Origin of the sequence: Enterococcus sp. DIV0213h (genome assembly GCF_051711285.1) — a bacterium.
In the GTDB taxonomy this organism is placed as follows: Bacteria; Bacillota; Bacilli; order Lactobacillales; family Enterococcaceae; genus Enterococcus_D; species Enterococcus_D casseliflavus.
Map to the genome: position 1 here is coordinate 1,271,653 of NZ_JBIOMH010000001.1, position 25,075 is coordinate 1,296,727.

Sequence of the window (25,075 nt, forward strand, 5' to 3'; positions counted from 1 at the left end):
TCACTCCTTTAATTGGGTTGATTCTCTTTTGATCAAAGAAACCGCCACTAGATGGGTGGTCGTCTCCGTTGGTACTGGTGTTGCTGCCTTCGCAGCGTTGATTTTCTCAATCACTTGGTTTCCTGCCAAGCGCCCCATCTCGGCAAAATTCTGCCCGATAGTCGTTAGTGCTGGATCAACGAGGGCTGCGGCTTGGATATTATCGAAACCAACTAGGGAAATGTTGGCAGGGACGTGCAAATCTGCTTGGCGCAAAGCACGCATCAATTCAATGGCGATCAAGTCATTTTCACAGACGGCTGCCGTGACCTGATGTTCTTCCAAGTAGGCAAGCGCATTTGCGATGCTGGCAGCCGTGTCGTCGAGCTTGGTGCGAAAGGTTCTTTGGGCTTTTTTCAGCGCATCGATGTAACCTAGATAACGCTGACGGACGGATTGCGGATGATGGGTATCACCAAAAATATAAGCGATCCGGTGATGCCCCAACGCAAGTAAATGCTCTGTGGCTAGCTGTCCACCTTGAAAGTTATCTGGCATCACCGCTGGAAAATTAAACTCATGCAACTTTTTATCTAAGGTCACGATAGGAAAGTGCTTTTCAGCACATTCGAACAGCAAGTCATAGTAAGAAAACGTATTGCTGGCGTAATAGATCAGGCCGTCGAATTCTTGCATCAGCTCAGCTGCCGTCGTTTTTTCCAAATAATCCACTGGTGTCATCAAAAGTTCAAAGCCGTGTTCTTGCATCACGGGGTAAATGCCTTCGGTAAAGTTTCCTAAAGAGAGATCATTGGCAAAGGGCAAGACAAACAAAATTCGTCCAGTCGCTTTTTTTTCCTTCAATTCTCGGACAAAGCTGCCGCTGCCTTGCACGCGATAGATCAGCTGATTTTGTTCCAGTTCCGTCAAGGCTCTTTTAGAGGTGATCCGACTGACTTGGTATTGTTCAGATAGTTCTTTTTCAGTAGGGACACGACTGCCAGGCGCTAATCGCCCTTCAACGATGGCTTCGTGAAGCTCCGCGTAAATTTTTTTATATAATGGTTGTTTCATAAGAAAACCCCTTTTGATATATCATATTTGTTAGCATACCATAAACTAATAAAAATGAAAACCCTTTAATTATTTTGGAAAAGCGCTAGACATTCAGATAATTCATGATATACTAGGTTCGTAAATTGATATATCAAATCAGGGAAGGTGATGGAATGGTTTATAAAGAAATACCAACTTCAGTAGCAACATTTATGGAAACGATTACGGATCTATGCGGAGAAACGCATGCCGATTGGGCGAAAAATTTTAACGCAGCCTTTGCCAATACACTATTAACGACGGTCAAGCGTCATGAGGATGGCACGACCTTTTTACTGACGGGGGATATTCCAGCCATGTGGCTGCGAGATTCCACTGCACAAGTTCGCCCATATTTGGTGATCGCCAAAGAAGATGAAGACTTAGCAAGCATGATCAGCGGGTTAGTTAAAAAGCAATTCTACTATATTACGATCGATCCTTACGCAAATGCCTTTAACGAATCAGCCAATGGCGCTGGCCACCAAACAGACGATACTGAAATGAACGATTGGATCTGGGAACGCAAATATGAGATCGACTCTCTATGCTATCCGATCCAACTGGCCTATCTGCTATATAAAAACACAGGCAGAACCGATCAGTTCAATGATGATTTTGTAACAGGCATCAAAAAGGCCTTGGAGGTGTTTGTGACAGAACAAAACCATGAGGAGTCTCCATATCGCTTTGAACGGGATACCTGGCGAAAAGAAGATACCTTGACTCATGACGGCAAAGGCGCACCAGTGAAACCCGTCGGCTTGACTTGGTCAGGCTTTCGACCAAGTGATGATGCCTGCAAATACGGCTATTTGATTCCCTCCAATATGTTTGCGGTGGTGGTCTTAGGCTATATCCAAGAAATCTTTACGACGGTTTTAGAAGACGCAGCGATCGTGGCACAAGCGAAAAAATTACAAGCAGACATCGAAGCAGGGATTAAAGCATATGGGTTGACCACGAACCAAGCTGGCGAAGAAGTCTACGCCTATGAAGTGGATGGATTCGGCAATGGCACCCTAATGGATGACAGCAATGTGCCGAATTTGATCGCCGCCCCTTACTTGGGGTATGGCAGCATGGAAGATCCCCTTTATCTTCAAACCCGTAAAACGTTGTTGAGCAGTGAAAATCCGTATTTCTATGAAGGGAAATACGCCAAAGGCATTGGTAGCTCTCATACACCAGAAAATTATGTGTGGCCGATCGCCATGGCAATGGAAGGGATGACCACCACTGACAAAGAAGAAAAGAAACGAATTTTGGATCAGTTAGTGGCGACAGATGCGGGTACAAATTTGATGCATGAAGGGTTCGATGTCGATGATCCTTCGCAATACACGAGAGAATGGTTCTCGTGGGCGAACATGATGTTTTGTGAATTGGTCATGGATTATTTCGATATCCGAGTGGAAAAATAAGCAGCACGACCCACCACCATTCGAGTGACACAAAAAGCAGTCCAACGACGCAAACAGCGAGGAGTAAAAATCAATGAAGAAACAAGTTTATATCATCTCACACAGCCACTGGGATCGGGAATGGTACATGCCTTACGAACAGCATCACATGCGGCTAGTGGAATTGATGGATGATCTTTTAGAATTAATTGAAAATGACCCTGAGTTCCACAGCTTCCATCTAGATGGACAGACGATCATCTTGGATGACTATTTAGAAGTGCGGCCTGAAAAACGCGAGGCGGTCAAAGCGGCCATCAAACAAGGGAAATTACAGATCGGTCCGTTTTATATTTTGCAAGATGACTTTTTGATCAGTGCCGAATCAAACACCCGTAATATGCTGATTGGAATGGCAGAAAGCAAAAAGTGGGGCACCCCCGTTATGTTGGGGTATTTCCCAGATACCTTCGGCAATATGGGACAAACTCCGCAAATGATGCTACAAGCCAATCTTGAAAGTGCTGCATTTGGGCGTGGCGTCAAACCGATCGGCTTTGACAACGAAGTTTTACCTGATGATCAATTTACTTCCCAATATTCTGAAATGCATTGGGAAGGTCCAGATGGCAGTCAAATCTTTGGTCTACTTTTTGCCAACTGGTACTCCAATGGCAATGAGATTCCAGTGGATAAAGCAGAAGCCAAAGCTTTTTGGACACAAAAACTGCAAGATGTAGAAAAATTTGGAGCCACCAATCATTACTTAATGATGAATGGGGTCGATCATCAACCCGTCCAAAAAGATATTTCGGCAGCGATTCGTACAGCCAACGAGCTTTTCCCAGAGTATGAATTCAAACACGCCAGCTTTACCGAATACCTTGAAGCGGTGCAAGCAGATCTGCCAGATGACCTAGGAACTGTCACAGGTGAATTGACCAGTCAAGAAACCGATGGTTGGTATACTCTAGCCAATACCGCCTCTTCCCGAGTTTATCTAAAACAATGGAATACAAAGGTTTCCCGCCAATTAGAAAATGTTGCGGAGCCATTAGCAACTATGGCTTATGAAGCAAGCGGCAGCTATCCTCACGATATGTTGGATCATGCGTGGAAAACCCTGATGCAAAATCATCCTCACGACAGTATCTGCGGCTGTTCAGTGGACGAAGTACACCGAGAAATGATGCCGCGCTTTGAAAAAGCCAATGAAATCGGCAAGTTCGTGGCAGATGAAGCGTTACGCAATTTAGTAGCCGCCATCGACACGAGCCAGTTTCCTGAGGAGAGTCGCCCCTTCGTGGTCTTCAACACCACTGGCAGCACCCGTTCTGGTTTAGTGGAAGTCGTGATCGAACTTGAGCGTAAAACATTCCGTGAAGGATTGCCAAGCAAGCTTTACCACGAATTGTTGGCGAAGCCAAAAGGTTCTTATTCGGTGATCGATGAACAGGGGAACCCTGTTGCTGCGATCATCAGTGAAGAAGAGGTCCTTTTTGACTATGAATTGCCTAAAGATGCTTTTCGGATTCCTTTCATGAAACGCTTTGTCAAGGTCCAAGTTGAAGCAAACCAGTTGCCAGAATTTTCATGGCAGACCTTTGCCCTAGTAGAAAAAGCCGCTACGCCATTAGAGAGCGCCCCGATCGTTTCAGAAGGAGGGCGCAAACTTGCCAACGCACATTTGGAAGCCGTCATTACTGAAAACGGCAGCTTGACGATTACAGACAAAGCAACCCAAAAAACGTATCGCAATTTACTGGTTTTCGAGGATGTGGGGGATATCGCCAATGAGTACATCTTCAAACAACCAGAAGGGGATCAAGCAATCTTATCGACACAATTTCCGCATCACGTGACGATCGAACAAAACGATCCACTGGTGGGGATCGTGCGACTGACGCAAGAATTGCAGATTCCCGTTTCAGCAGATGACCGTTTGTTAGAAGAACAAAAAGCTGTCGTCGATTTCCGTTTCCGTAAGGCACAGCGGAGTCAAGAATTGGTTGCTTTCAAGATCGAGACGGAGATCCGTTTAGAACGAACCAGCAACCGCCTGGCATTTAAAACCACCGTCAACAACCAAAGCAAAGATCACCGACTGCGAGTGTTATTCCCAACAGGGATCATCACGGATTTCCATGAAGCTGACAGCATTTATGAAGTCGTAAAACGGCCGAATCAGGTTTCCAGTCATTGGGAAAACCCAACAAATCCGCAGCATCAGCACGCCTTTGTCAACTTGCATGATGAAACTAGCGGCATGACGGTTTCTAATTTTGGTTTGAACGAATATGAAATCGTGAAGGATCAGATCTGCTTGACCTTGTTGCGCTGTACGGGAGAGCTAGGCGATTGGGGCTACTTCCCAACACCAGAAGCGCAATGCTTAGGCAGCCACACCTTTGAATACGGCGTAGCCTGTCATGGGGCTCCTGAAGAACGTTATGAAACGTATCGCCAAGCACAAGCTGCCCAAGTTCCTTGGACGGCAAGTCAGACCGACAAGCATCAAGGCAAGCTAGCCAGCAGCAACCAATATATGGAAGCTCATGGAACGACGGTAGCTATCACCGCCTTAAAACGCAATCGCCAAGACCAGCAGATCGTTTTGCGGGGCTATAATTTGGCGGATCAAGCCACTGCCTTTCACGTGCAAAAAGAGCAGGCGACGCTCTGTCTGTTGAACCTTTTAGAGGAAGAACAAGCATCGACCGTCAATGAGCAATTACACCCATATGAAATTCGTACCATTGGAGTAAAGGAGTGAGTAATGATGGTTTATGGAGGAATTGAAGCCGGCGGCACAAAAATGATTTGTGCCGTTGCCGATGACCAGCTGACGATCATCGCCCAAGAGTCGATCCCAACGACAACACCAGAGGAAACCTTAGCGGCGATCTTTGCCTTTTTCGATCCCTACGATCTCGTGTCATTAGGGGTCGGTTCCTTTGGTCCGATCGGGATCGATCCAACCCAAGCGACCTATGGCCACATACTAGCGACGCCGAAACAGGGCTGGCAGCAGTTCGATTTTCTCGGTGCATTGAAGAAGCGCTACCCAGAGACAGCATTTGCTTGGACAACAGATGTCAATGCTGCCGCTTATGGGGAATTACGCCAAGGAGCGGCGCAAGGCAAAGACAGTTGTGTCTATTTGACAGTAGGAACCGGCATTGGCGCAGGAGTCGTTCGTGAAGGAAAGATTTTCGAGGGGATCGGTCATCCAGAAATCGGTCATACCTATGTCAAACGCCACAGTGAAGATACGTATGCTGGCACCTGCCCGTATCACGGCGACTGTCTGGAAGGATTAGCCGCAGGGCCTTCTTTAGAAGGACGTACGGGGATCAAAGGACAAGACTTGCCGCAAGCGCACGAGATTTGGGGGTTGCAGGCCTTTTATCTAGGGCAAGCGCTGGTCAATATCACGTTGACCTTAGCACCTGAGAAAATCATTTTAGGCGGTGGGGTCATGAATCAGCCGCATCTACTCGCTCAAATCCAACAAGCCTTCCAAAAACAAATGGCAGGCTATATGGAGACACCACCAGTGGAAGACTACATCGTCACTTGGGGCTTGCCGAACAAAAGCGGGATTATCGGCTGTCTCTTGTTAGGCAAAGAGCAGGTGACTGCCCATGACTAACCTGCATTTTCCTAAAGATTTTTGGTGGGGAGCCGCTGCCAGCGGTCCGCAAACTGAAGGACGAACGGCCGATGATGGCAAAGGCGATTCGATTTGGGACTATTGGTACGCAACGGAGCCAGAACGTTTTTATCAAAAACGGGGACCAAAAGATACCGTCCAGCTGCTGCAGCGTTACCCAGAAGATGTGGCGTTGATGAAAGAGATCGGCTTTAATTCTTTTCGAACCTCGATCCAGTGGAGTCGCTTGCTGCCAGAAGGAAGAGGAGCGGTCAATCAACAAGCGGTGGCGTTTTATCGCGAGTACTTCGCCACTTTGATCGAAAATGGTATCGAACCCTTCATCAATTTGTATCATTTTGATATGCCGATGGCACTGCAAAAAGAAGGCGGCTGGCTCAATCGCGAGACTGTCACAGCATTTGCAGATTATGCTGCTTTGTGTTTTGAGTTGTTCGGTGATCAAGTCCGTCATTGGTTCACGCAAAATGAACCGATCGTGCCAGTGGAGATGGGGTATTTGTATCAACAGCATTACCCAGCAGAAATCAACTTGGCACATGCGGTGCAAGTCGGCTACCATGAAGCACTCGCCAGCTCCTTAGCGATCCAACGCTTCCGTCAATCTCAGCAATCAGGCGAAATCGGCATCATCTTGAATTTGACACCGACTTATCCGAAAGATCCGAACGATGAAAAAGATGTCCAAGCGGCGCAACTGGCAGATGCCTTTTTTAACCGATCCTTCTTAGATCCAGCGGTCAAAGGCACCTTTCCTGTAGAATTGATCGCTGTCTTAAACGAGTTGGCGATCATGCCAGAAACCAGGGCAGAAGATTTGCAGATCATTAAAGAAAACACGGTCGATCTCTTGGGGGTCAACTATTATCAGCCACGGCGGGTGCAGCAAAAGCGTTCTGCCAAAACAGCGGACACACCAATGCCAGAAGATTACTTCGATGTGTATGATTGGCCAGAAAAGAAAATCAATCCCCATCGAGGCTGGGAGATCTATGAACGAGGCATCTATGATACCTTGATCAACCTACGAGACAACTACGGCAATATCCCCTGTTATATTTCAGAAAACGGCATGGGGGTCGAAGATGAAACACGCTTTATCGATGCCAGCGGTCAGATCCAAGATGAGTACCGCATCACCTTTATCAAAGATCATTTGCGGTATGTTCACCAAGCGATCCAAGAAGGCAGCCAGTGCCGCGGGTATCACATGTGGACCTGCATGGACAATTGGTCTTGGCTGAATGAATTCAAAAATCGTTACGGGTTTATTGCTGTCGATTTGGCTACCCAAAAACGGACCATCAAAAAGTCTGGTGAGTGGTTCCACGAAGTGATTCTACAAAACGGTTTTGTCGACTGATCATTCATAAAAAACAAATCAATGAAGCGTCCTATCTTGCAAAAGGTAGGACGTTTTTCAGGTTTTTAGAGAATAAAAACAAAATATAAACAAAGACCTTTAATTTGTTTCATTTTATCTTTAGTTTGTTCCTTATTTTTTAGGGATGAAAGCGTTATTCTAGTAGCATGAAGGAGATGATGAGATGTGAAGAAAAAGGGGTTTTGGAGGAATGTCTGGCAATACAAAGCATTGATATTGATGGCTTTGCCAGGTGTTGTCTGGTTTATCTTTTTTTTCTATATACCTGTATTCGCAAATGTGGTGGCGTTCAAAGATTTCCACATTTCACCAGACGGCTTTTTTGCCAGTTTGAAACAAAGCCCATGGGTCGGCTTTGATAACTTTAAATTTTTATTTGCATCCAATGATGCTTGGCTGATCACTAGAAATACCCTACTCTACAATATCGTATTTTTAGCATTCAACCTATTCTTTGCGATTGCCTTTGCCATTATTATGAGTGAGCTGCGCAATAAGCGCTTGGTAAAAGTGTATCACACGATGTCCCTGTTGCCGTACTTCCTTTCTTGGGTGGTTATTTCGTACTTTGTCTATGCCTTTTTGAGTCCAGACAAAGGGATCATCAACCAATGGATCACGGGTATGGGCGGTGAAGGAATCAACTGGTATGCTGATCCGAAATGGTGGCCGTTTATTTTCGTCTTTATGAATGTCTGGAAGAGCTTAGGCTACAACAGCATCATCTATTATGCGTCAGTGGTCGGGATCGATCAGACGTATTACGAAGCCGCGATGGTCGATGGCGCCAGCAAATGGCAGCAGATCAAAAATGTGACGTTGCCACAGCTGATTCCAATGATTTCTGTTTTGTTGATTTTGAACATCGGTGGGATCTTCCGTGCCGACTTCGGACTTTTCTATCAAGTCCCACGAAACTCTGGGGCGTTGTACCAAGTCACCTCCGTTTTAGATACGTACATTTATAATGGACTGACTGCCACAGGCGACTTCGGGATGACCGCAGCTGCCGGCCTTTATCAATCAGTGGTTGGGGCATTACTATTACTAACAGCGAATTTGGTTGTTCGTAAACTAGAACCAGATTCAGCATTATTCTAAGGAGGATGGATAAATGAAGAAAAAAGTAACGAAAGTCGAGATCCGCTCCTTTAACCCAACGGTCAACCTGATTTTTAATATCGTGATCGGTCTGTTCGCGATTTCCTGTGTCTTGCCGTTTCTCTTTGTGATCGCGATCTCATTGACCAGTGAAACCTCTTTGGCAGAAAACGGCTATCGCTTTTGGCCACAAGAATTTTCGTTCGCAGCGTATACCTACCTGTTTAGTGGACAAATGAGCAGCAAAATTTTCCAAGCATTTGGCGTATCTATTTTTATCACTGTTTTTGGTACCTTCGTCAATGCAACGATGACTTCGCTATATGCCTATGTCATCTCTCGCTCAAATTTTCCATTCCGTCGTTTCTTTACGATCTTCGCTTTGATCACCATGTTGTTTGCGCCAGGGATGGTTGCCAACTACTTAGTGATGGTCAACTTGATCCAATTGAAAGACACGATTTGGGCGTTGATTTTACCCCTTGCCTTAGGGCCTTTTAATATCCTTGTTATGCGGACCTTCTTTAAAAAGACGGTACCAGATAGTATTATAGAATCTGCGCGCATCGACGGTGCCAGCGAAATGAAGATTTTTCTGTCCATCGTGTTGCCGTTAGCCGTTCCAGGGATCGCAACGATCAGTCTATTTGCAGCTCTTGGCTATTGGAATGACTGGTTCAATGCATTGTTGTATATTCAAAAAGACTCTTTAGTGCCCTTACAAGCACTTTTGATGCGGATTCAAAGCAACTTGGACTATCTAGCCAAAAGCTCTGGTATGGCTGCCCAGATCCAAGGCGGTTTGGCCGCTTTGCCAAGCGAAACTGCTCGCATGGCAATCGTTGTTGTTGCAACCTTACCGATTGCGATCACCTATCCATTCTTCCAACGGTATTTTGTCGGTGGTCTGACAATTGGTGGCGTCAAAGAATAATCAAATAAGTATAGGGAGGAAACAAAAATGAATTTGTGGAAAAAAACAGCTTTTGCTGGGATGGCCGCAGCGGCAACTTTGGGAATGGCTGCCTGTGGGTCGAACGGCGCAACATCCGATTCAGAAAACAATGCAGACGGCGTAACGACTTTATTGATGTATCAAGTCGGGGACAAGCCAGAAAACTTTGATCAATTAATGGAGATCGCCAATAAACGCATTGAAGAAAAAACCAACGCTCGCATCGATCTGCAGTATATCGGCTGGGGTGATTGGGATCAAAAAATGAGTACCATCATTTCATCGGGTGAAAACTACGATATTTCCTTTGCCTCAAACTATGTTGCGAATGCGCAAAAAGGCGCGTATGCAGATTTGACGGAGTTAGCACCAAAATATGCCAAAGAAGCGTATGATCAATTAGACGAATCTTATATCAAAGGCAATACGATCGACGGAAAATTATATGCCTTTCCAGTCAACGGCAATATTTATGCCCAACAAGTCTTGACCTTCAATAAAGAGTATTTAGATAAATATGATTTGGATATTAGCGGGATCGAATCTTATGCAGATGCCGAAGACGTGTTGAAGAAGTTTAAAGAAGAAGAACCAAACATCGCACCGTTTGCGATCGGACAAACCTTTAATGTTTCTGGAAACTATGATTATGTGATCGGGAAAGATTACCCATTTGCTGTTAAATTGGACGGCGATACAACGAAGATCATCAATCAATACGAAGATGATGAACAAATGGAAAACTTGAAATTGATGCACAAATGGTACAACGAAGGCTTGATCCCAACTGATGCAGCCACTAATACGACTGGTTACCCATTAGAAGGCAACACATGGTTCATGCGTGAAGAAACCCAAGGACCAATGGATTACGGCGATACGATCTTAAGCAATGCCGCAGGTCATGAATTGGTTTCACGTCCAATCACGAAACAATTAAAATCAACAGGCCAAGCGCAAATGGCAAACTTTGTCGTAGCGAATGTTTCGAAAAACAAAGAAAAAGCAGTGGAAGTGTTGGGCTTGTTGAACAGCGATCCTGAATTGTTGAATGGATTGGTTTGGGGTGTCGAAGGCGAAGCATGGGAAAAAATCGAGGGCGAAGACAACAAAATCCGTCTCCTTGATGGCTACTTGCCAAATACCCGGATGGCTGCTTGGAACACTGGGAACAACATGATCCTTTATACACAAGAATCCATCACAGACGATATGATCAAAGAGCGTGATGAAAATATTGCTAACGCTGAAGCATCTCCAATCTTAGGGTTCAACTTCAAGACTGATAATGTGAAAACAGAAATCACGAATATCGCCAATGTCATGAACCGTTACAAAGCAAGTTTAGCAACGGGAACGATCGATCCAGAAGAAAATGTTCCGAAACTAAACGAAGAATTAAAAACCGCTGGCTGGGAGAAGGTCCGCGATGAAATGCAAAAACAATTTGATGAGTATCGTGCAAGCCAAGAATAAGCAACAGGCGCCGCTCACCAATCAATAGATCAAGTAAGCCGGAGGCTAAACGCATCAGGACCAATGGTTCCCACGTCTAGCTTCTGGCTGCTTTTTCTTTAAAGTAAGTAGCGAAATCTTTGATGAAAAAATAACGTTACTTTTGTTTTTTAACCTTCAAGCAGCAAGCATAGTGCCTCTAAAACGTACATAGCATTAAAAGATTCTCAGGTAGCTTGAGTAGGAAGCTAAAATCATGCTACATTTTCGATAGGGAACAAATAAGGGAGGAATTTTAAATGGAAGAAACAGCAAATAGTGGGTTGGTCAAGGGCTTTCGCTTGATTTGGGCGATCGTGAAGTTGAATTTGTTTTTCGTCGTATTGACATTGGCAGGTGGCGGAATCTTAGGGATCGGTCCAGCGTTTCATACTATTAGTACCTTGATCCATGAAGACGGTTTAAATTATGAGCATCAAAGCTTTCGCAGTGCATGGCGCATTTGGCGCAGCGTCTTTGTCAAAGCCAATAAACAGTTTTATCTTTTCTTCCTACTGACAGGTTTCTTAGTGTATAACTTGTATTTAGCTACCCAGATCCAAGGCTTGATTTGGCTGATGATCTCTTTTGTTTTAGTTGTCGTCAGCGGATTGAGTATCTTACTGTACTTACTAAGTGTGGTTTTTGACACATCCTATGAGATTTCCTTGTGGAATAACCTGAAATTGTCCTTCGTGTGTCTGTTTCTTCATATGGCGACCTTTCTAAAATTGTTCGTGGGGATTGCCAGTATTTTCGCTTTTACTTGGATGATGAAAGGGCTCTTGCTCTTTGGAACCTTCAGTCTATTGATTTTGTGGTGCCACGTGGCGATCAGTCAGGAAAAAACCGTCATTGATCGGGACTTGGCACATGACTAAGCAGCGCTTTCGTTTGTTTAAACATGACTTTTTGATCAATCAGTTGATGCAGTTGTATAGCGTCCTTTTGGTGATCATCTCGATTATTATCATGCTGGTTCTGACGGCATATACTGGGGCAGACCGCTTCAATAGCAGCGAACGCCTCGTGGAAGCAACCAGTATGCAGCTGGATGCATACGTGCAGGATCAAAACGCGGTCGTCTCAGCGGTATTAGGCGAATTTACCAGTTCGGATACTGCTTTTGAATCGCTGCGCAATTATTTACAGCTTTCATTGCCAGACTATTTTTCCTATAGTAATGATATTTTTCGCCAGACGGGACAAAGTGTGTATTTGCCAAACATCCTCTATCGCTTGATCCGTAATCATCCTAGTATCGAAGAGATCATTATTCAACTGGATGAAAGCAATGAGACACTAGTGGCAACCCCAGATACCCCTTATGGAGAAAAACGCAGCGGCAAGCAGATCGATTTGAAAAATCGTCTGTTTTTTGTTCGTTCGATCGCCCAACCAAGTAATTATGCGCAACCGTTAGGGCAAGTCTACGTGATTTTTCACTCAGACGATGTCTTAGCCAATCGACAAGAAGACAACCAAGCGCATGGTATTAACAGTTTTTTGTATACCTCCAATGGTCAGCGGCTATACAAGGATGCCGCGAACCTTAGCAAGCAGACCTTAGCGAAAATTGATCAGGCGGTGGCTCATGGAACTATTCACGACACTCTGTCGAAAGACTTTTATATCAAAAAACAAACGACCGTCAGCGGAGAGTTGTCACTGATCTTGTTGTCAAAAGGTGTGATCTGGCGGGATATTTTTTCTAGCGCCATTTGGATCTTTAGCTTTGGGATTGGGATTCTCTTATTAGTCCTATGGGTGCTCCATCGGACCTTCAAGCGCTATACCTCGCAAGTACAGCAGATCGTCTATGCGACGAAAGAAGTCAGTCAAGGGAATTTTGATAAGCGGATCGATACCGCCAATGTCCAACAAGAGCTGAAAGAAATCGCAGAAGCCATCAATCAAATGACTTACAGTATCAACGAGTATATCAAAGACATCTACACGTTAGAGATCAAGCAGCGAGACGCCGATATGCGGGCGCTGCAAGCACAGATCAATCCGCATTTTCTGTATAACACGTTAGAATACATTCGAATGTATGCCTTGAGTCGCAACCAAGAAGAGCTGGCGGATGTCGTCTATGCCTTTTCGGCACTGCTACGGAACAATACGACGCAAGAAAAGACGAAGACCTTAAAAGAAGAAATCGATTTTTGTGAAAAATATGTCTACTTGTTTCAGATGCGCTACCCAGATAAGATCGCCTATCATGTAACCATCGATTCGGCATTAGAACAGTTGGAATTGCCGAAGTTCACGCTGCAGCCGCTTGTCGAAAACTATTTTGTTCACGGCATCGATTATCAGCGCAATGATAATGCCATCAGTATCAAGGCTTATAAAGAAGACGATCAGATCGTGATCGAGGTCAAAGACAACGGCAAAGGCGCAGATGCACAGCAGTTGGCGATGATCCAAGAAGAACTGCAAAATCAGGAGATCGGAGCCCAAACCTCGATCGGGATCAAAAATGTTCACGAACGGTTGCGGGGCATGTTCAACAGCGCCTATCAAATGGACGTTGTATCTCAGGCGGGTGCTGGGTTTACGGTCAAGATCCGCTTAGATGAGAAACGTTTGCAAAGGGGGCATGAGACAGATGTATAAAGCAATGTTCGTTGATGATGAATACATGATCTTGCAGGGGCTGCAAATGATCTTGCCTTGGCAAGAACTGGGCTTTGAGGTGGTGCATACAGCGAAAAGTGCTAGTGAAGCTCTCGAGTACTTGCAAGAGCACTCCGTTGATTTGCTGATCACGGATATTCGGATGCCAGAAATGAATGGCATCGATATGATCCGCCAAGCACAAGCGTTTGGGAATCGATTTTTCTCGATCATTCTATCAGGCTATCAGGAGTTTGCCTTTGTCAAACAAGGCATGGCGTTAGGTGTGCGTAATTATCTCGTCAAACCTGTTAACAAAGAAGAACTACGCAGCAGTGTACAAGCAATTGCAGCTGAGTTAGAGGAGCAGCAAAAACTGTTGGCAGAAAAAGAACTGTATCAAGAGTCAAGCCTGCTGCTTTGGTTGAATGATGAATTGAACGAAAGCGAGTACCTCCATTTGCTGGCGCAACAGCGGGTGCCACTAGCAGCACCCTTTACCGTTTTGCAGTTCAATGGGACTGCTGAGATCTTACAAAAAATCACGACGTTTTTTCAGCAACACGATCAGCCATTGATCTTACCAGGGCGATTAGATGAAAACCAAGTGATCATTACTGCTGCTGGACCAAGGCAGCAAATCAACGCTGACCTAAAAGCACTGGCACAGCAGCTCAATAGTACTGACTGGCAGTTGATTATGAGCGAGACCATCAACGAGTGGGAGAATTTGTATAAAGCCTATGAAAAAATCAAGCAGGTTCAGTCACTGCAAGCCTTCTACCCAGATCTGTTCTTACAAGAACAGACGATCCACGTGGATATTTTAGAGCGAAACGAAGAACTCCCGTTTCTGTCTTTTAACAAAGCACTGACCATTGGGGATGTCAAAACGATCCAAAATGAGCTGGATAAAATGTTCGCTATTTTGGAACAAACCCAAGCAGACCCTGAGCATGTTCGCTATGTTTCGTTCTTGTTGTTCAATGATATTTATCGGCAGCTACCAGTACTTTCCCACGAAAACCATGAACAGATTTTGGCACGGATTCGTGAGTCTAATACACTGGCAGATTTGCGGCAGCTCTTTGATGATGTGCTGGAGCTGGCGAAATCGCAGCCACCGCAAAAACGCTATTCGGAGATCGTTCAAAAGACGATCCAACTGATCGAAGAAGGCTATACCCATGATTTGACGGTCAAATCAGCGGCGGAAGAACTGCATGTCAGTGTCGTTTATTTGGGGCAGCTCTTTAAGAAAGAAACGGAAATGAGTTTTAATCAGTACGTCAATCTGGTGCGGATCAAGCAAGCCCAGCAGCTGCTGCTTCATTCGAAAGCCACGATCAGTGAGATCGGCGATCGTATTGGTTACAACAATACCAACTATTTTTCCAAAATGTTTAAGAAATTGAATGGTCTGACCCCCAAAGAGTTTCGCGATACCTATGAACAGCATTATGAATCCCTTGATTGAATTTAGATTTCTTCAAAAAAAATCTGGTTTTTGTGATTAAATGATAGTAATTGTGACGCTTTCACGGTAAACTAAGAGAGGAAAAATAAAGAAGAGAGCGTGATGTTGTGAAAGAAACCAAAAAATTTGCACAAGTTTTGATAGGTACCGGGCTGATTGCGTTGGCCATTTCCTTATTGATCACCGCCCATCAAGGTTATGATACGATCAGTACGTTTTTACTAGGAATTTTGAATTTCGTCGATGTCCCTTTTTGGATTGCCAGTTTGTGTTTTAATATTATTGTTTTGTTGATCGTTGCAGTCTTTGATCGTGCTGAATTAGGCATTGGCAGTTTTATCAATGGGATTGGCTTAGGCCTGTTGATTGGGATCTTTGAACCAGTGATGGACAAAGTATCGATTCATTTGCCTTTTTATCCTTGGATCGCTATTTTCGCTGCACCGATCTTATTTGGGATCGGCGCTGGTATCTACGTTTCTTCCAACAAAGGATCAGCGGCGTTAGAAGCCTTGACTGCCTTGATCTACAAACGAAGCAAATTGACGCAAAAAACGATCCGTATCGGCTTGGATGCAGCCATGGTCTTGATCGGTTTTGCGCTAGGCGCCAGTGTTGGGTTAGGTACTCTCTTGTGTATCGTCTTTATTGGCCCAATCTTTGAAGCCACCATGAAAACCATCGCTGCTCGGAAGAAAAACGCCTAGCCTTGAGAATAAGTCGGAAAAAGCTGTCTGTGAGGACAGCTTTTTTGCTGCTTCCATTTAAGGGAATTATCTGAGGGAAGAAAAATCCTGATTTCCTTAAGATTCTCTGGGTAAAAAAAGTGTTTTCTCCATGGTTACTGTCTTATTGGACTTGGTATACTGATAAGACGAGTAAAGGAGAAGTGAAAATGAAAAGTTATCGTTCGACGATTGCGGCTTGCTTTGTAGGGTACATCGTTCAAGCCGTCATCAATAATTTTGCCCCCTTATTATTTTTGACCTTTCAAAGCCAATACCAGCTACCGATCAGCCAGATTACTTTGCTGGTTAGTTTTAACTTTTTGACCCAGTTAGCCGTCGATTTTGCAGCAATCTTTTTTGTAGACCGCATCGGCTATCGAGTGTCGATCGTAGCCGCGCATTTTTTTGCAGCGATCGGCTTGATTGGTCTAGCCGTTTTTCCCTTATGGTTTCCGACCCCGTTTAGCGGATTGTTAGCAGCGGTTTTGTTGTATGCCATTGGCGGTGGCTTGCTGGAAGTCTTAGTCAGTCCCATCGTTGAAGCCTGTCCAACGGAACATAAGGAAAAAACGATGAGCATGCTGCACTCGTTTTATTGCTGGGGGTACGTGGGGGTCGTTTTGTTCTCAACTGCGTTCTTCATGGTGTTCGGTATTCAACAGTGGCCGATTTTGGCGATCATCTGGGCGCTGATCCCGTTGGTCAATTTGTTTTTCTTTACCAAAGTCCCGTTGGCGCCAATCGTTGCCGAAGGAGAACGAGGGTTGACCACTCGGCAGCTCTTTTCCTTGAAAAACTTTTGGCTGTTTCTGGTGATGATGGTCTGTGCTGGAGCCAGCGAACAAGCAGTCAGCCAATGGGCATCGACCTTTGCCGAACAGGGCTTAGGCGTTAGTAAGACGCTAGGCGATTTAGCAGGGCCAATGGTTTTTGCCTTGATGATGGGGATCTCCCGCTTGCTTTACGGCAAGTTCGGGGAACGCATCGATTTGAAACGCTTTATGTTTTTGAGTGTTTTGCTTTGCCTACTGGCGTATATGATGATCGGTTTTGCTTCATTGCCATTGATCGGGTTCCTTGGCTGCGGCTTAAGCGGTTTTGCCGTAGGGATCATGTGGCCAGGGGTCTTTAGTCTTTCTGCGCAATACATTCGCAACGGCGGGACGGCGCTATTTGCTTATTTGGCATTAGCGGGAGATCTAGGATGTTCAATCGGACCCGCTGTCGTCGGCAGTATCGTCGAATGGACGGGACAACAGCTGCAGGTCGGGATTTTAGGGGCGATCGTTTTCCCGATCATCTTGCTGGCAGGAATTTATTTGGTTCAACAAATGCACAAAAAACGACAGCTTCCGTTGCTGGTTTTTCAAGAATCCACAAAAGAATAAAAAAATTTTGGAGCAAATGCCGTCTTTTCATGGTATTTGCTTTTTGTTTTCTGAAATTCCTCTAGTCAAGATAGTTTCTATCCGCTATACTTTGACTTATTCATTTAAAAAGGAAGTGATGTTGTGAAAAGTCAATTGAAAAAAGAAATCAGTTTTTTTGGGGCATTATCGACAGTAATGGGAACGGTGATCGGCGCCGGCGTGTTTTTCAAAGCAGCGGCTGTGGTCCAGCAGACCCAATCCACCGGTTTGACATTGTTGGTCTGGCTGCTTGCCGGCTTTCTAACGATTTGCGGCGGTTTGACGGTGGCGGAGTTAGCGACGGCGATTCCTGAGACTGGCGGACCCATTCGATATATTGAAAGAATTTATGGGAAATTACCCTCCTTTTTATTAGGCTGGGCACAAAGTATCATTTACTTTCCAGCAAACGTGGCGGCTTTAAGTATTATTTTTGCGACCCAGTGTTTGAACTTATTTCATCTACCCAGCAATTATTTGCTTCCTTTATCGATTTTGACCGGAACGAGTGTGACCTTGATCAATCTTTTGGGAACAAAAGCCGCTGCTCAAGTCCAGTCCGTCACGTTAGCAGTCAAGCTGATCCCGATTGCGGTGATCATCGTGGCGGGCCTGTTGACACCAGGGCAAGTATCGGTCTCATTGGTGGATTTTTCTTCCAATACTCAAGGATCGCTTGCAGCTGGCATCAGTAGTGCCCTCTTAGCAACCCTTTTTGCTTATGACGGCTGGATGGGAGTCGGTAATGTCGCTGGGGAAATGAAGCGACCCGAAAAAGATTTACCAAAAGCCATCATCTTTGGGTTGAGTTTTGTTACCTTGGTGTATGTGTTGATCAATGTTGCCTTTTTAAAAACATTGCCGATCGATCAAATCGCTGGTAATTTGAACAGTGCTTCAGAAACTGCGATGGCCTTGTTTGGCAGCTTTGGCGGAAAACTGGTCACGATCGGTATCCTGATCTCTGTGTATGGCGCATTGAACGGCTATACAATGACTGGCTTGCGGGTCCCATATGCCATGGCGTTGGAAGATGAGATTCCTTTCAGCAAGACCTTTGCCACTTTAAGTAAAACCACCAATGCACCCTATGCGGCGGCTTTTTTACAATTAGGGATCGCGTGTATCATGATGCTTTTAGGCACCTTTGATCTCTTGACCGATATGCTGGTTTTTGTTATGTGGTTCTTTAGTGTATTATTATTTGTAGGAGTTTTTCGTTTGCGAAAAACAGAACCGCAGATGAAGCGTCCGTATAAAGTTCCCTTCTATCCAATCATTCCCTTGATTGCGATCTTAGGTGGCTGTTTTATCTTGATCATGACCTTGATCACTGACACGTGGTTAGCAGTCGTGGGAATTGGCGTGACGTTACTAGGAATTCCCGTTTTTTATGGAAAAGCAAAAGGAAAAGCGAGAGGAGCGAAAGAATGAAGATCGTTGTACTTGATGGCTATGCGTTGAATCCAGGAGATTTGTCTTGGCAAGGGTTTGAAGAATTAGGAGAGGTGACGGTGTATGATCGTACCTCGTATACAGATAAACAAGAAATTATTGAGCGAATCGGCGATGCCGAAGCAATTTTGACAAATAAAACACCGATCACCGCAGATGTGCTCAAAGCATGTCCGCAATTGACCTACATTGGGGTCTTGGCAACTGGATACAATGTCGTTGATTTGGCAGCAGCGAAGGAACAGGGAATCACCGTGACCAATATTCCTAGCTACAGTACCAATGCAGTGGCACAAGCGACCTTTGCTTTGCTGCTGGAAGTGACGAATCAAGTGGGACACCATAATCGTTCCGTGCATCAGGGCGACTGGCAAACCAGCAAAGATTTTTCTTATTGGCAGACACCATTGATGGAATTGGCAGGCAAAACGATTGGGCTGATTGGATATGGTGCGATTGCTCAAGCAGTTGCCACGATCGCTCATGCGTTTCAGTTGAAGGTGATCTACTTTAATCATCGACCAAAACCAGCACAAGCAGATTGGGCAAAACAAGTTTCGCTGGCGGAATTGTATCAAGAAGCAGATATCATCAGCCTTCATGTTCCGCAGTTTCCTGAGACAGAAAAAATGATCGATCGCACAGCATTGGCACAAATGAAATCTTCTGCGATCCTGATCAATACCGCCCGTGGCGGCTTGATCGATGAAGCGGCAGTTGCTGAAGCACTGCAAACAGGGCAGATCGCAGCCTTGGCGGCAGATGTCGTTTCAAAAGAACCGATCGCAGCTGACAATCCCTTATTACAGGCGCCAAATTGCTATTTGACACCGCATATCGCTTGGGCACCCGTCGAAACGCGACGTCGTTTGATGGGGATCGCTGTGGCGAACTTAAGCGGCTTTAAAGCAGGTACACCGCAAAATGTCGTGTAAGCAAAACGAGCAAGTAAAAGGACTTTGACAAAACAGGCGACTAGCAAAGCAGTTAGTCTCGCCGACACAGTAACCATTTCGACCAGTCATCCAGCTTCACAAGGTGATCGGTCGTAGGACTGGTGGTTTGTCTAAGTCTTTTTTTGCTGAAAATGAAAGGAGACGGTCTTGAAAAAGTATTATTATCTAGCGGCCTTTGTTAGCGTGCTGGTCTTAAGCTGGCTGATCCAAACCCAAAGTAGCCGCTTTTATACACAACCGATTATAGAAGTACAAACGGTTCAAGCCACCGCCGACCAGCAGCAGATCCAAGGGATCGTTCGTAACGGAGAAGAAGCTGGGGTACTACGGACAGTCACTACGCAATACACCCCCAACGGTGCGATTCATCCCATGTATCAGACCGGACAACAACTGCTTTTGCAAAAAGAAGGGGATGGCTGGCAGGTACAAGCACAAAAACGGGATGGGTATCTCTTTTTCTTCCTTGCCTTATTTTTGATGGCAGTAGTCGCAATTGGTGGCAAAAAGGGCTTGCGGGCTTTACTTAGTATCTTTGTGAATACTGGCTTGCTGCTCCTTTTTCTTTGGTTTCACAAAGGCAACAGCTCCTTTTCATTGGTCTTTTTGATGATCGTTTTTACGATCGTCTCATTGGTTTTGACGATGGGGATTTCCTATGGCTTTCGTACGATCGACAGCCGCAAAATCATTGCCTCGTTAGCCAGCGTCCTCTTGGCGTTTTTTCTCTGTCGGTTCGCCATGGATCTTTTGCAAGATCATGGGTTGCGCTATGAAGAAATGTCGTTTCTGACCCGTCCGTATCGCAGTGTCTATCTAGGGAGTCTGCTGATTGGCGCGATTGGTGCCAGCATGGACAATATTGTCATGCTGATTGCCAGTCTAGATGAGATCCAGCGCATCAATCCCCAGACTAGCCGCAAGGAGCGATTAGCGATCGGTCGGTCCATCGCGCAAGATACGACTTCTTCGATGATCAATGTCTTGTTGTTTGCTTATTTAAGTGGGAGTATGCCAGCGCTATTGTTTTACCTAGCAAATGGCTGGCTGCTGTCGCAAGCATTGCCGATGCATCTTTCTTTAGAAATAGTGCGTACATTATGCGGCGGCTTTGCGCTAGTTTTATCGGTACCGTTGACGCTCCTTTGCTTTGAACTACAAAGGAGGAAAGCAAAATGAATGTTTTGTTTGTGTTGATCTTGCTTTTTCTCTTGCTGACCTTTGCTGTTTTTCGGATCGAAGGGCTGTTTCAAGTCACTGGTCTGTTTATGAATGTGGCTGTCTTTCTAGCGCTGCTGGTCCTGATTGACCGAGGGACACCAATCTTACCAGCGGCTTGTGTTGCCTTTTTAGCCGTGGCGGCGATCACCTTGTTTTTCGTGAACGGCGTCAATCAGAAAACCAAAATTGCCTTTGTCTGTGTGTTGGTCTTTCTAGGGCTTTTTCTACTACTATTTCCGCTTGTGCTCGCTGCAATGAATCTGCATGGGTTTTCGGCAGAGGAACTGGATGAGTTGGCGATGTATTCCTTTGATGTAGCCATCGATTTTAAGACATTGATGACTGCGATCATTTTGATGAGTTTTTCGGGGGCGGTGGCAGATGGGAGTATGGCGATCAGCACTGCGACCTATGAACTTTTTCAAGCAAACCCGCAAGTCTCGATCAAGGCATTAAGTAAAAGTAGTATGACCGTGGTATCAGACGTATTGTCTTCAACGATCAATACCTTATTGTTTGCCTTTATGGGAAGTAATCTGGCGTTGATTGCGTGGTTTCAAGATTTGTCGATCTCCTTTGGTGCAATGATCAATTCGAAGGCGTTCGTCTCAGAATTGGTCGTTTGTTTGATCACGGGTCTGGCAGCGGTGATTATTTTACCCATCACCGCATGGGCAGCAAGTTGGTATTTTTTGAAAAGAAACCGAATGGAATAGGAAGGGGCGCAACCACCATGGAACCACTAATTGAAACTAAGCGATTAGTCCTGCGAGAAATGAGTTATGACGATCGACCAGCGATTGAAAAGATTTTGCAAGATCCAGAAGTCATGATTGCCTATGAAGGACCCTTCAGTGAACAAGAAGTCACTGGTTGGATCGACAAACAGCTGCAACGCTATCAAAACGATCACATTGGCTTGTGGCTAGTGATTGAGAAAGCATCCGGGCAAGCGATCGGTCAATGCGGGTTGACATGGCAAGACGTCAAGGGAGAAGCCGTTTTAGAAATTGGGTACTTGTTTCAAAAGAACTTCTGGCATCATGGGTTTGCCACAGAAGCCGCCCAGGCCTGTAAAGACTATGCGTTTGCAACGCTGAATGCCGCCATTGTTTATTCGATCATTCGTGAGACCAATCAAGCCTCCATAAATGTGGCATTGCGCAATGGAATGAAGCTGGTGGATCGCTTTGTCAAACACTATCGGCAAGTGGACATGCCGCATCTTGTGTATGCTGTGGCGAAAGAGATGTGATCAACTAAGAAAGACCGCTCAGAAAGATATCTGGGCGGTCTTTTCGCGGTTATAGTTTAATTTTCTTGCGCAAATTCGGCAGCTTTTGTTCCTGCTTGGCGTCCGAAGATGATGATATCGGCAACGGCATTACCGCCAATTCGGTTTTCACCATGCAACCCACCAGTTACTTCACCAGCTGCAAAAAGACCTGGAATGATCTCGTTATCCGTAGCGATCACTTCTGTGTTGGTGTTGATCTTCACGCCGCCCATCGTGTGGTGGATACCAGGAGCGATGGCAATAGCATAGTAAGGTCCTGTTGACAAATCGTTGTCCATTGCTGTGCTGCGTCCAAAGGCTTCGTCTTCACCAGCAGCTACACTGCTGTTCCAGGTAGCGATCGTTTCAGCAAGCGCTGCTTCAGGCATGTCCAATTCTTTTGCTAATTCTTCGATCGTGTCAGCGGATTTGACTAACCCTTGTTGCTCGTAAAAATCAATGGCTGTCACGCGTTCTTTGACACCTGCATCAAAAACTAACGTTGCTGATTTTTCAGGTAGGGCAATGATCGCTTCAGAGACTTTGTCTCGTGTTTCCATTTCATTGAAGAACCGTTCGCCTTCTTGATTGACCAAGATCGCGCCTTCTCCACGGACAGCTTCAGTGATCAACAGTGATTTAGACTGATCCACTGTTGGGTGGATTTGGATTTGCTCTAAATCAACCGTTTGTCCACCTAATGCTTCGATCATTTTGATCCCATCACCAGTCGAACCCTCTTGGTTCGTTGTCACGTAGTCTGCCAATTCTGGTTTGTATTCGGTGATCATGTCGAAATTGGCACCGAAACCGCCTGTTGTAACGACAACTGCTTTGGCATCAATGGTTTGTTCGGTTCCTTCTACTTCAACGGTCACCCCGTTGACTTGACCATCTTCTTCATTGATTTCTTTGACATCGGCATTCACAAAAATTGGGATTTCCAATTCATGGATGTTGCGCATCAAGCCATCAACTAAGTATTCCCCAACAGCAGAACCATCCGATGGACGGTGCGTTCTTTTTTCACTCATCCCGCCAGTCGTTGTTAAGTTGTCTAAAGTGATACCCATGGAATCTAACCAATCGATCGCTTCTGCTGAATGATCCACAAAGTAGCGCAACAATTCTTCATCATTGGTGTTGTGACCGCCAGCTAATGTTTCTTCATAAAATAGATCGTTTGAATCTTCGATGCCTTCTGCTTCTTGGAATTTGGTTTCTGAAGCGTTCATTCCTGCTGAAGATTTCAATGTATTCCCACCAGAAATTGGCATTTTTTCTAAAATAACTGGGTTTGCGCCAGCTTCTTTTGCTTGGATCGCAGCGGCCATTCCAGCGCCACCTGCACCGACGATCACGACATCGTAGCTGTCTGCAAGTTCGCTAGGGTCTGTGTATTCTTGACCAGATGCAGCAGAAGTTGCATCTGTTTCTTCATTAGCAGATGAACCAGTACTTGAGCTGCTGCTTGTTTGTGAATCAGCGCCACAAGCACTCAAAGTTGCTAACGAGGTTAGGACTAATAGTGTTTGGAAAATTTTCTTCATTGTTTTTATTCCTCCTAAAACTTTTTCCAAATCAAAGACTAACATAGTTGTCATGTTATTTTTAGCTTTTGTTCGAAAAATCACATAATAATTAGAAAAGTTTAATTTATAAAGCGTTTTAGTCGAGATGAAAGGGTTTCTTGGTCATCATTAAAGAGAGTGAATTCGTGAATTTATGGAAATAGAAGAATTGTTGATTCTTTGATTTGTTTGGTATTAATCATAAAGGGAGAAAGCGAAGAGGCTTTGATTCGCCTCTCTTCTGTTATTGAAAAAACGTACGTCACTGAGGTGCCGAGGAATGATCTCTTTTATTAAGAATAAATCAAATGCTTTGCGCTCAAAAGATAGAAAGAAATTGATGGCATCCGTGTTTGTGGGCACCAACTTTTACTCAATAAATAAAGATAGAATCTTAGTTTTCAAGAGTCATTGCCAAGAAACTGTGGTGTTTCTTAAAAAAATCAAGAGAACTGTCTTGCAAAACAAATCCTTTCTTGTATAATAAAAATAAGTTAGGTCTACCTAAAAAATAAATAAACTATCCTTAACTATGGAAATGGAGTGAAAATAATGATTACTTTTTCAGAAATATCCGCAGCCTATGATGGCGATCATCAAGTGATCTCGGATTTGTCGTTTCAAGTAGAAAAACCGTCGATCGTAGGGATCATTGGTCCAAATGGGGCAGGGAAGTCGACGCTGATCAAAGCGGCGTTGAAATTGATCCCTTCCAGTGGGAACATGAGTGTCGACAAAAAAGCGTTAAAAGACTTTCAAAAGGAAATTGCCTATGTCGAACAAAAGACCGCGGTTGATTACACGTTTCCGATCACAGTCAAAGAAGTCGTATCTTTAGGCTTGTATCCTAAGATGCGCATGTTCCAAAGGATGTCGGCAAACGATTGGCAGAAAGTGACAGCCGCTCTGGCAGCGGTAGAAATGAAATCCTTTGCGGAACGTCAGATTGGGGAATTGTCCGGCGGGCAGTTTCAGCGGGTCTTGATTGCTCGAACGTTGGTGCAAGATGCCAACTATATTTTCCTCGATGAGCCCTTTGTAGGGATCGATGCCACCAGTGAAGCGATCATCGTCGGCCTGTTGCGTAACTTGCGAGATGCTGGCAAGACGATTTTTATCGTTCACCATGATCTGGGGAAAATCACCGAATACTTTGATTACTTGGTTCTGCTCAATCAAACCCTGATCGCTGCGGGACCAGTCAGTGAAGTCTTTACCGAGAGCAATTTGAAGCAAACATTTGGCGATGCGATCATCGTGAAAGGAGGCGTTTAAC

General features: G+C 45.0%; 20 protein-coding genes. 18 read left to right on the forward strand and 2 right to left on the reverse strand.

Annotation, left to right across the window (positions count from 1 at the left end; genetic code table 11):
- Complete coding sequence (locus IGI77_RS05770; protein WP_010747776.1) at positions 1-1,053, reverse strand: GntR family transcriptional regulator; 1,053 nt, start codon at positions 1,051-1,053, stop codon at positions 1-3.
- 155 nt (positions 1,054-1,208) lie between these two features.
- Here IGI77_RS05770 and IGI77_RS05775 point away from each other — a divergent pair, with 155 nt between their 5' ends.
- The 17 genes from IGI77_RS05775 to IGI77_RS05855 all read left to right on the forward strand — a co-directional run bounded on the left by IGI77_RS05775 (position 1,209) and on the right by IGI77_RS05855 (position 22,207).
- Positions 1,209-2,498 carry a glycoside hydrolase family 125 protein gene (locus IGI77_RS05775; RefSeq protein WP_015509307.1) on the forward strand — a complete coding sequence of 430 codons (1,290 nt, stop codon included), beginning with the start codon at positions 1,209-1,211 and terminating at the stop codon, positions 2,496-2,498.
- Positions 2,499-2,571: 73 nt separating this feature from the next.
- Positions 2,572-5,250, forward strand: a complete 2,679-nt coding sequence (locus IGI77_RS05780; RefSeq protein ID WP_438769671.1) for an alpha-mannosidase — start codon at positions 2,572-2,574, stop codon at positions 5,248-5,250.
- A gap of 3 nt (positions 5,251-5,253) precedes the next feature.
- Positions 5,254-6,129 (forward strand): ROK family protein, encoded by an 876-nt coding sequence (locus IGI77_RS05785; protein WP_081091708.1) that lies wholly within the window; start codon positions 5,254-5,256, stop codon positions 6,127-6,129.
- Positions 6,122-7,513, forward strand: a complete 1,392-nt coding sequence (locus IGI77_RS05790) for a glycoside hydrolase family 1 protein (RefSeq protein WP_142973779.1) — start codon at positions 6,122-6,124, stop codon at positions 7,511-7,513. The genes IGI77_RS05785 and IGI77_RS05790 overlap by 8 nt, the downstream gene beginning before the upstream one ends.
- Before the next feature lie 240 nt (positions 7,514-7,753).
- Positions 7,754-8,635: an ABC transporter permease gene (locus IGI77_RS05795; protein ID WP_086294872.1), complete on the forward strand. Its 882-nt coding sequence runs from the start codon at positions 7,754-7,756 to the stop codon at positions 8,633-8,635.
- A 13-nt stretch (positions 8,636-8,648) separates the two neighbouring features.
- Positions 8,649-9,569 carry a carbohydrate ABC transporter permease gene (locus IGI77_RS05800; RefSeq protein ID WP_005225516.1) on the forward strand — a complete coding sequence of 307 codons (921 nt, stop codon included), beginning with the start codon at positions 8,649-8,651 and terminating at the stop codon, positions 9,567-9,569.
- A 27-nt stretch (positions 9,570-9,596) separates the two neighbouring features.
- Positions 9,597-11,066 carry an ABC transporter substrate-binding protein gene (locus IGI77_RS05805; protein WP_005225517.1) on the forward strand — a complete coding sequence of 490 codons (1,470 nt, stop codon included), beginning with the start codon at positions 9,597-9,599 and terminating at the stop codon, positions 11,064-11,066.
- Between the two features lie 278 nt (positions 11,067-11,344).
- Entirely contained in the window at positions 11,345-11,965 is a 621-nt protein-coding gene (locus IGI77_RS05810) for a DUF624 domain-containing protein (protein WP_034868397.1), read from the forward strand.
- Positions 11,958-13,706 carry a sensor histidine kinase gene (locus tag IGI77_RS05815; protein ID WP_438769673.1) on the forward strand — a complete coding sequence of 583 codons (1,749 nt, stop codon included), beginning with the start codon at positions 11,958-11,960 and terminating at the stop codon, positions 13,704-13,706. The genes IGI77_RS05810 and IGI77_RS05815 overlap by 8 nt, the downstream gene beginning before the upstream one ends.
- Positions 13,699-15,183, forward strand: coding sequence for a response regulator transcription factor (locus tag IGI77_RS05820; protein ID WP_060791825.1), 1,485 nt, complete (start codon positions 13,699-13,701; stop codon positions 15,181-15,183). Before IGI77_RS05815 ends, IGI77_RS05820 begins: the two co-directional genes overlap by 8 nt.
- Before the next feature lie 107 nt (positions 15,184-15,290).
- Positions 15,291-15,890, forward strand: coding sequence for a YczE/YyaS/YitT family protein (locus IGI77_RS05825; RefSeq protein WP_005225521.1), 600 nt, complete (start codon positions 15,291-15,293; stop codon positions 15,888-15,890).
- 188 nt (positions 15,891-16,078) lie between these two features.
- Entirely contained in the window at positions 16,079-17,299 is a 1,221-nt protein-coding gene (locus IGI77_RS05830) for an MFS transporter (protein ID WP_438769674.1), read from the forward strand.
- 123 nt (positions 17,300-17,422) lie between these two features.
- A complete protein-coding gene (locus tag IGI77_RS05835) occupies positions 17,423-18,754 on the forward strand; it encodes an APC family permease (protein ID WP_010747783.1) in 1,332 nt (443 codons plus the stop codon).
- On the forward strand, positions 18,751-19,710 hold the full coding sequence (locus IGI77_RS05840) for a D-2-hydroxyacid dehydrogenase (RefSeq protein ID WP_015509314.1): 960 nt from the start codon (positions 18,751-18,753) through the stop codon (positions 19,708-19,710). The genes IGI77_RS05835 and IGI77_RS05840 overlap by 4 nt, the downstream gene beginning before the upstream one ends.
- Positions 19,711-19,878: 168 nt before the next feature.
- Positions 19,879-20,910: a YibE/F family protein gene (locus IGI77_RS05845; RefSeq protein ID WP_438769675.1), complete on the forward strand. Its 1,032-nt coding sequence runs from the start codon at positions 19,879-19,881 to the stop codon at positions 20,908-20,910.
- Positions 20,907-21,668 carry a YibE/F family protein gene (locus tag IGI77_RS05850; protein ID WP_438769676.1) on the forward strand — a complete coding sequence of 254 codons (762 nt, stop codon included), beginning with the start codon at positions 20,907-20,909 and terminating at the stop codon, positions 21,666-21,668. The genes IGI77_RS05845 and IGI77_RS05850 overlap by 4 nt, the downstream gene beginning before the upstream one ends.
- 17 nt (positions 21,669-21,685) lie before the next feature.
- Positions 21,686-22,207 carry a GNAT family N-acetyltransferase gene (locus IGI77_RS05855; RefSeq protein ID WP_438769677.1) on the forward strand — a complete coding sequence of 174 codons (522 nt, stop codon included), beginning with the start codon at positions 21,686-21,688 and terminating at the stop codon, positions 22,205-22,207.
- Between the two features lie 56 nt (positions 22,208-22,263).
- Here IGI77_RS05855 and IGI77_RS05860 read toward each other — a convergent pair whose 3' ends face one another.
- Entirely contained in the window at positions 22,264-23,778 is a 1,515-nt protein-coding gene (locus tag IGI77_RS05860) for a flavocytochrome c (RefSeq protein WP_010747793.1), read from the reverse strand.
- Between the two features lie 573 nt (positions 23,779-24,351).
- Here IGI77_RS05860 and IGI77_RS05865 point away from each other — a divergent pair.
- Positions 24,352-25,074, forward strand: coding sequence for a metal ABC transporter ATP-binding protein (locus IGI77_RS05865; RefSeq protein ID WP_438769678.1), 723 nt, complete (start codon positions 24,352-24,354; stop codon positions 25,072-25,074).
- Position 25,075 lies beyond the last annotated feature (1 nt).

Coding starts and splice junctions, on each gene's coding strand:
- IGI77_RS05770 (WP_010747776.1), bottom strand. CDS start 1,053: ATGAAACAACCATTATATAAAAAAATTTACGCGGAGCTTCACGAAGCC.
- IGI77_RS05775 (WP_015509307.1), top strand. CDS start 1,209: ATGGTTTATAAAGAAATACCAACTTCAGTAGCAACATTTATGGAAACG.
- IGI77_RS05780 (WP_438769671.1), top strand. CDS start 2,572: ATGAAGAAACAAGTTTATATCATCTCACACAGCCACTGGGATCGGGAA.
- IGI77_RS05785 (WP_081091708.1), top strand. CDS start 5,254: ATGATGGTTTATGGAGGAATTGAAGCCGGCGGCACAAAAATGATTTGT.
- IGI77_RS05790 (WP_142973779.1), top strand. CDS start 6,122: ATGACTAACCTGCATTTTCCTAAAGATTTTTGGTGGGGAGCCGCTGCC.
- IGI77_RS05795 (WP_086294872.1), top strand. CDS start 7,754: ATGGCTTTGCCAGGTGTTGTCTGGTTTATCTTTTTTTTCTATATACCT.
- IGI77_RS05800 (WP_005225516.1), top strand. CDS start 8,649: ATGAAGAAAAAAGTAACGAAAGTCGAGATCCGCTCCTTTAACCCAACG.
- IGI77_RS05805 (WP_005225517.1), top strand. CDS start 9,597: ATGAATTTGTGGAAAAAAACAGCTTTTGCTGGGATGGCCGCAGCGGCA.
- IGI77_RS05810 (WP_034868397.1), top strand. CDS start 11,345: ATGGAAGAAACAGCAAATAGTGGGTTGGTCAAGGGCTTTCGCTTGATT.
- IGI77_RS05815 (WP_438769673.1), top strand. CDS start 11,958: ATGACTAAGCAGCGCTTTCGTTTGTTTAAACATGACTTTTTGATCAAT.
- IGI77_RS05820 (WP_060791825.1), top strand. CDS start 13,699: ATGTATAAAGCAATGTTCGTTGATGATGAATACATGATCTTGCAGGGG.
- IGI77_RS05830 (WP_438769674.1), top strand. CDS start 16,079: ATGAAAAGTTATCGTTCGACGATTGCGGCTTGCTTTGTAGGGTACATC.
- IGI77_RS05840 (WP_015509314.1), top strand. CDS start 18,751: ATGAAGATCGTTGTACTTGATGGCTATGCGTTGAATCCAGGAGATTTG.
- IGI77_RS05850 (WP_438769676.1), top strand. CDS start 20,907: ATGAATGTTTTGTTTGTGTTGATCTTGCTTTTTCTCTTGCTGACCTTT.
- IGI77_RS05855 (WP_438769677.1), top strand. CDS start 21,686: ATGGAACCACTAATTGAAACTAAGCGATTAGTCCTGCGAGAAATGAGT.
- IGI77_RS05860 (WP_010747793.1), bottom strand. CDS start 23,778: ATGAAGAAAATTTTCCAAACACTATTAGTCCTAACCTCGTTAGCAACT.
- IGI77_RS05865 (WP_438769678.1), top strand. CDS start 24,352: ATGATTACTTTTTCAGAAATATCCGCAGCCTATGATGGCGATCATCAA.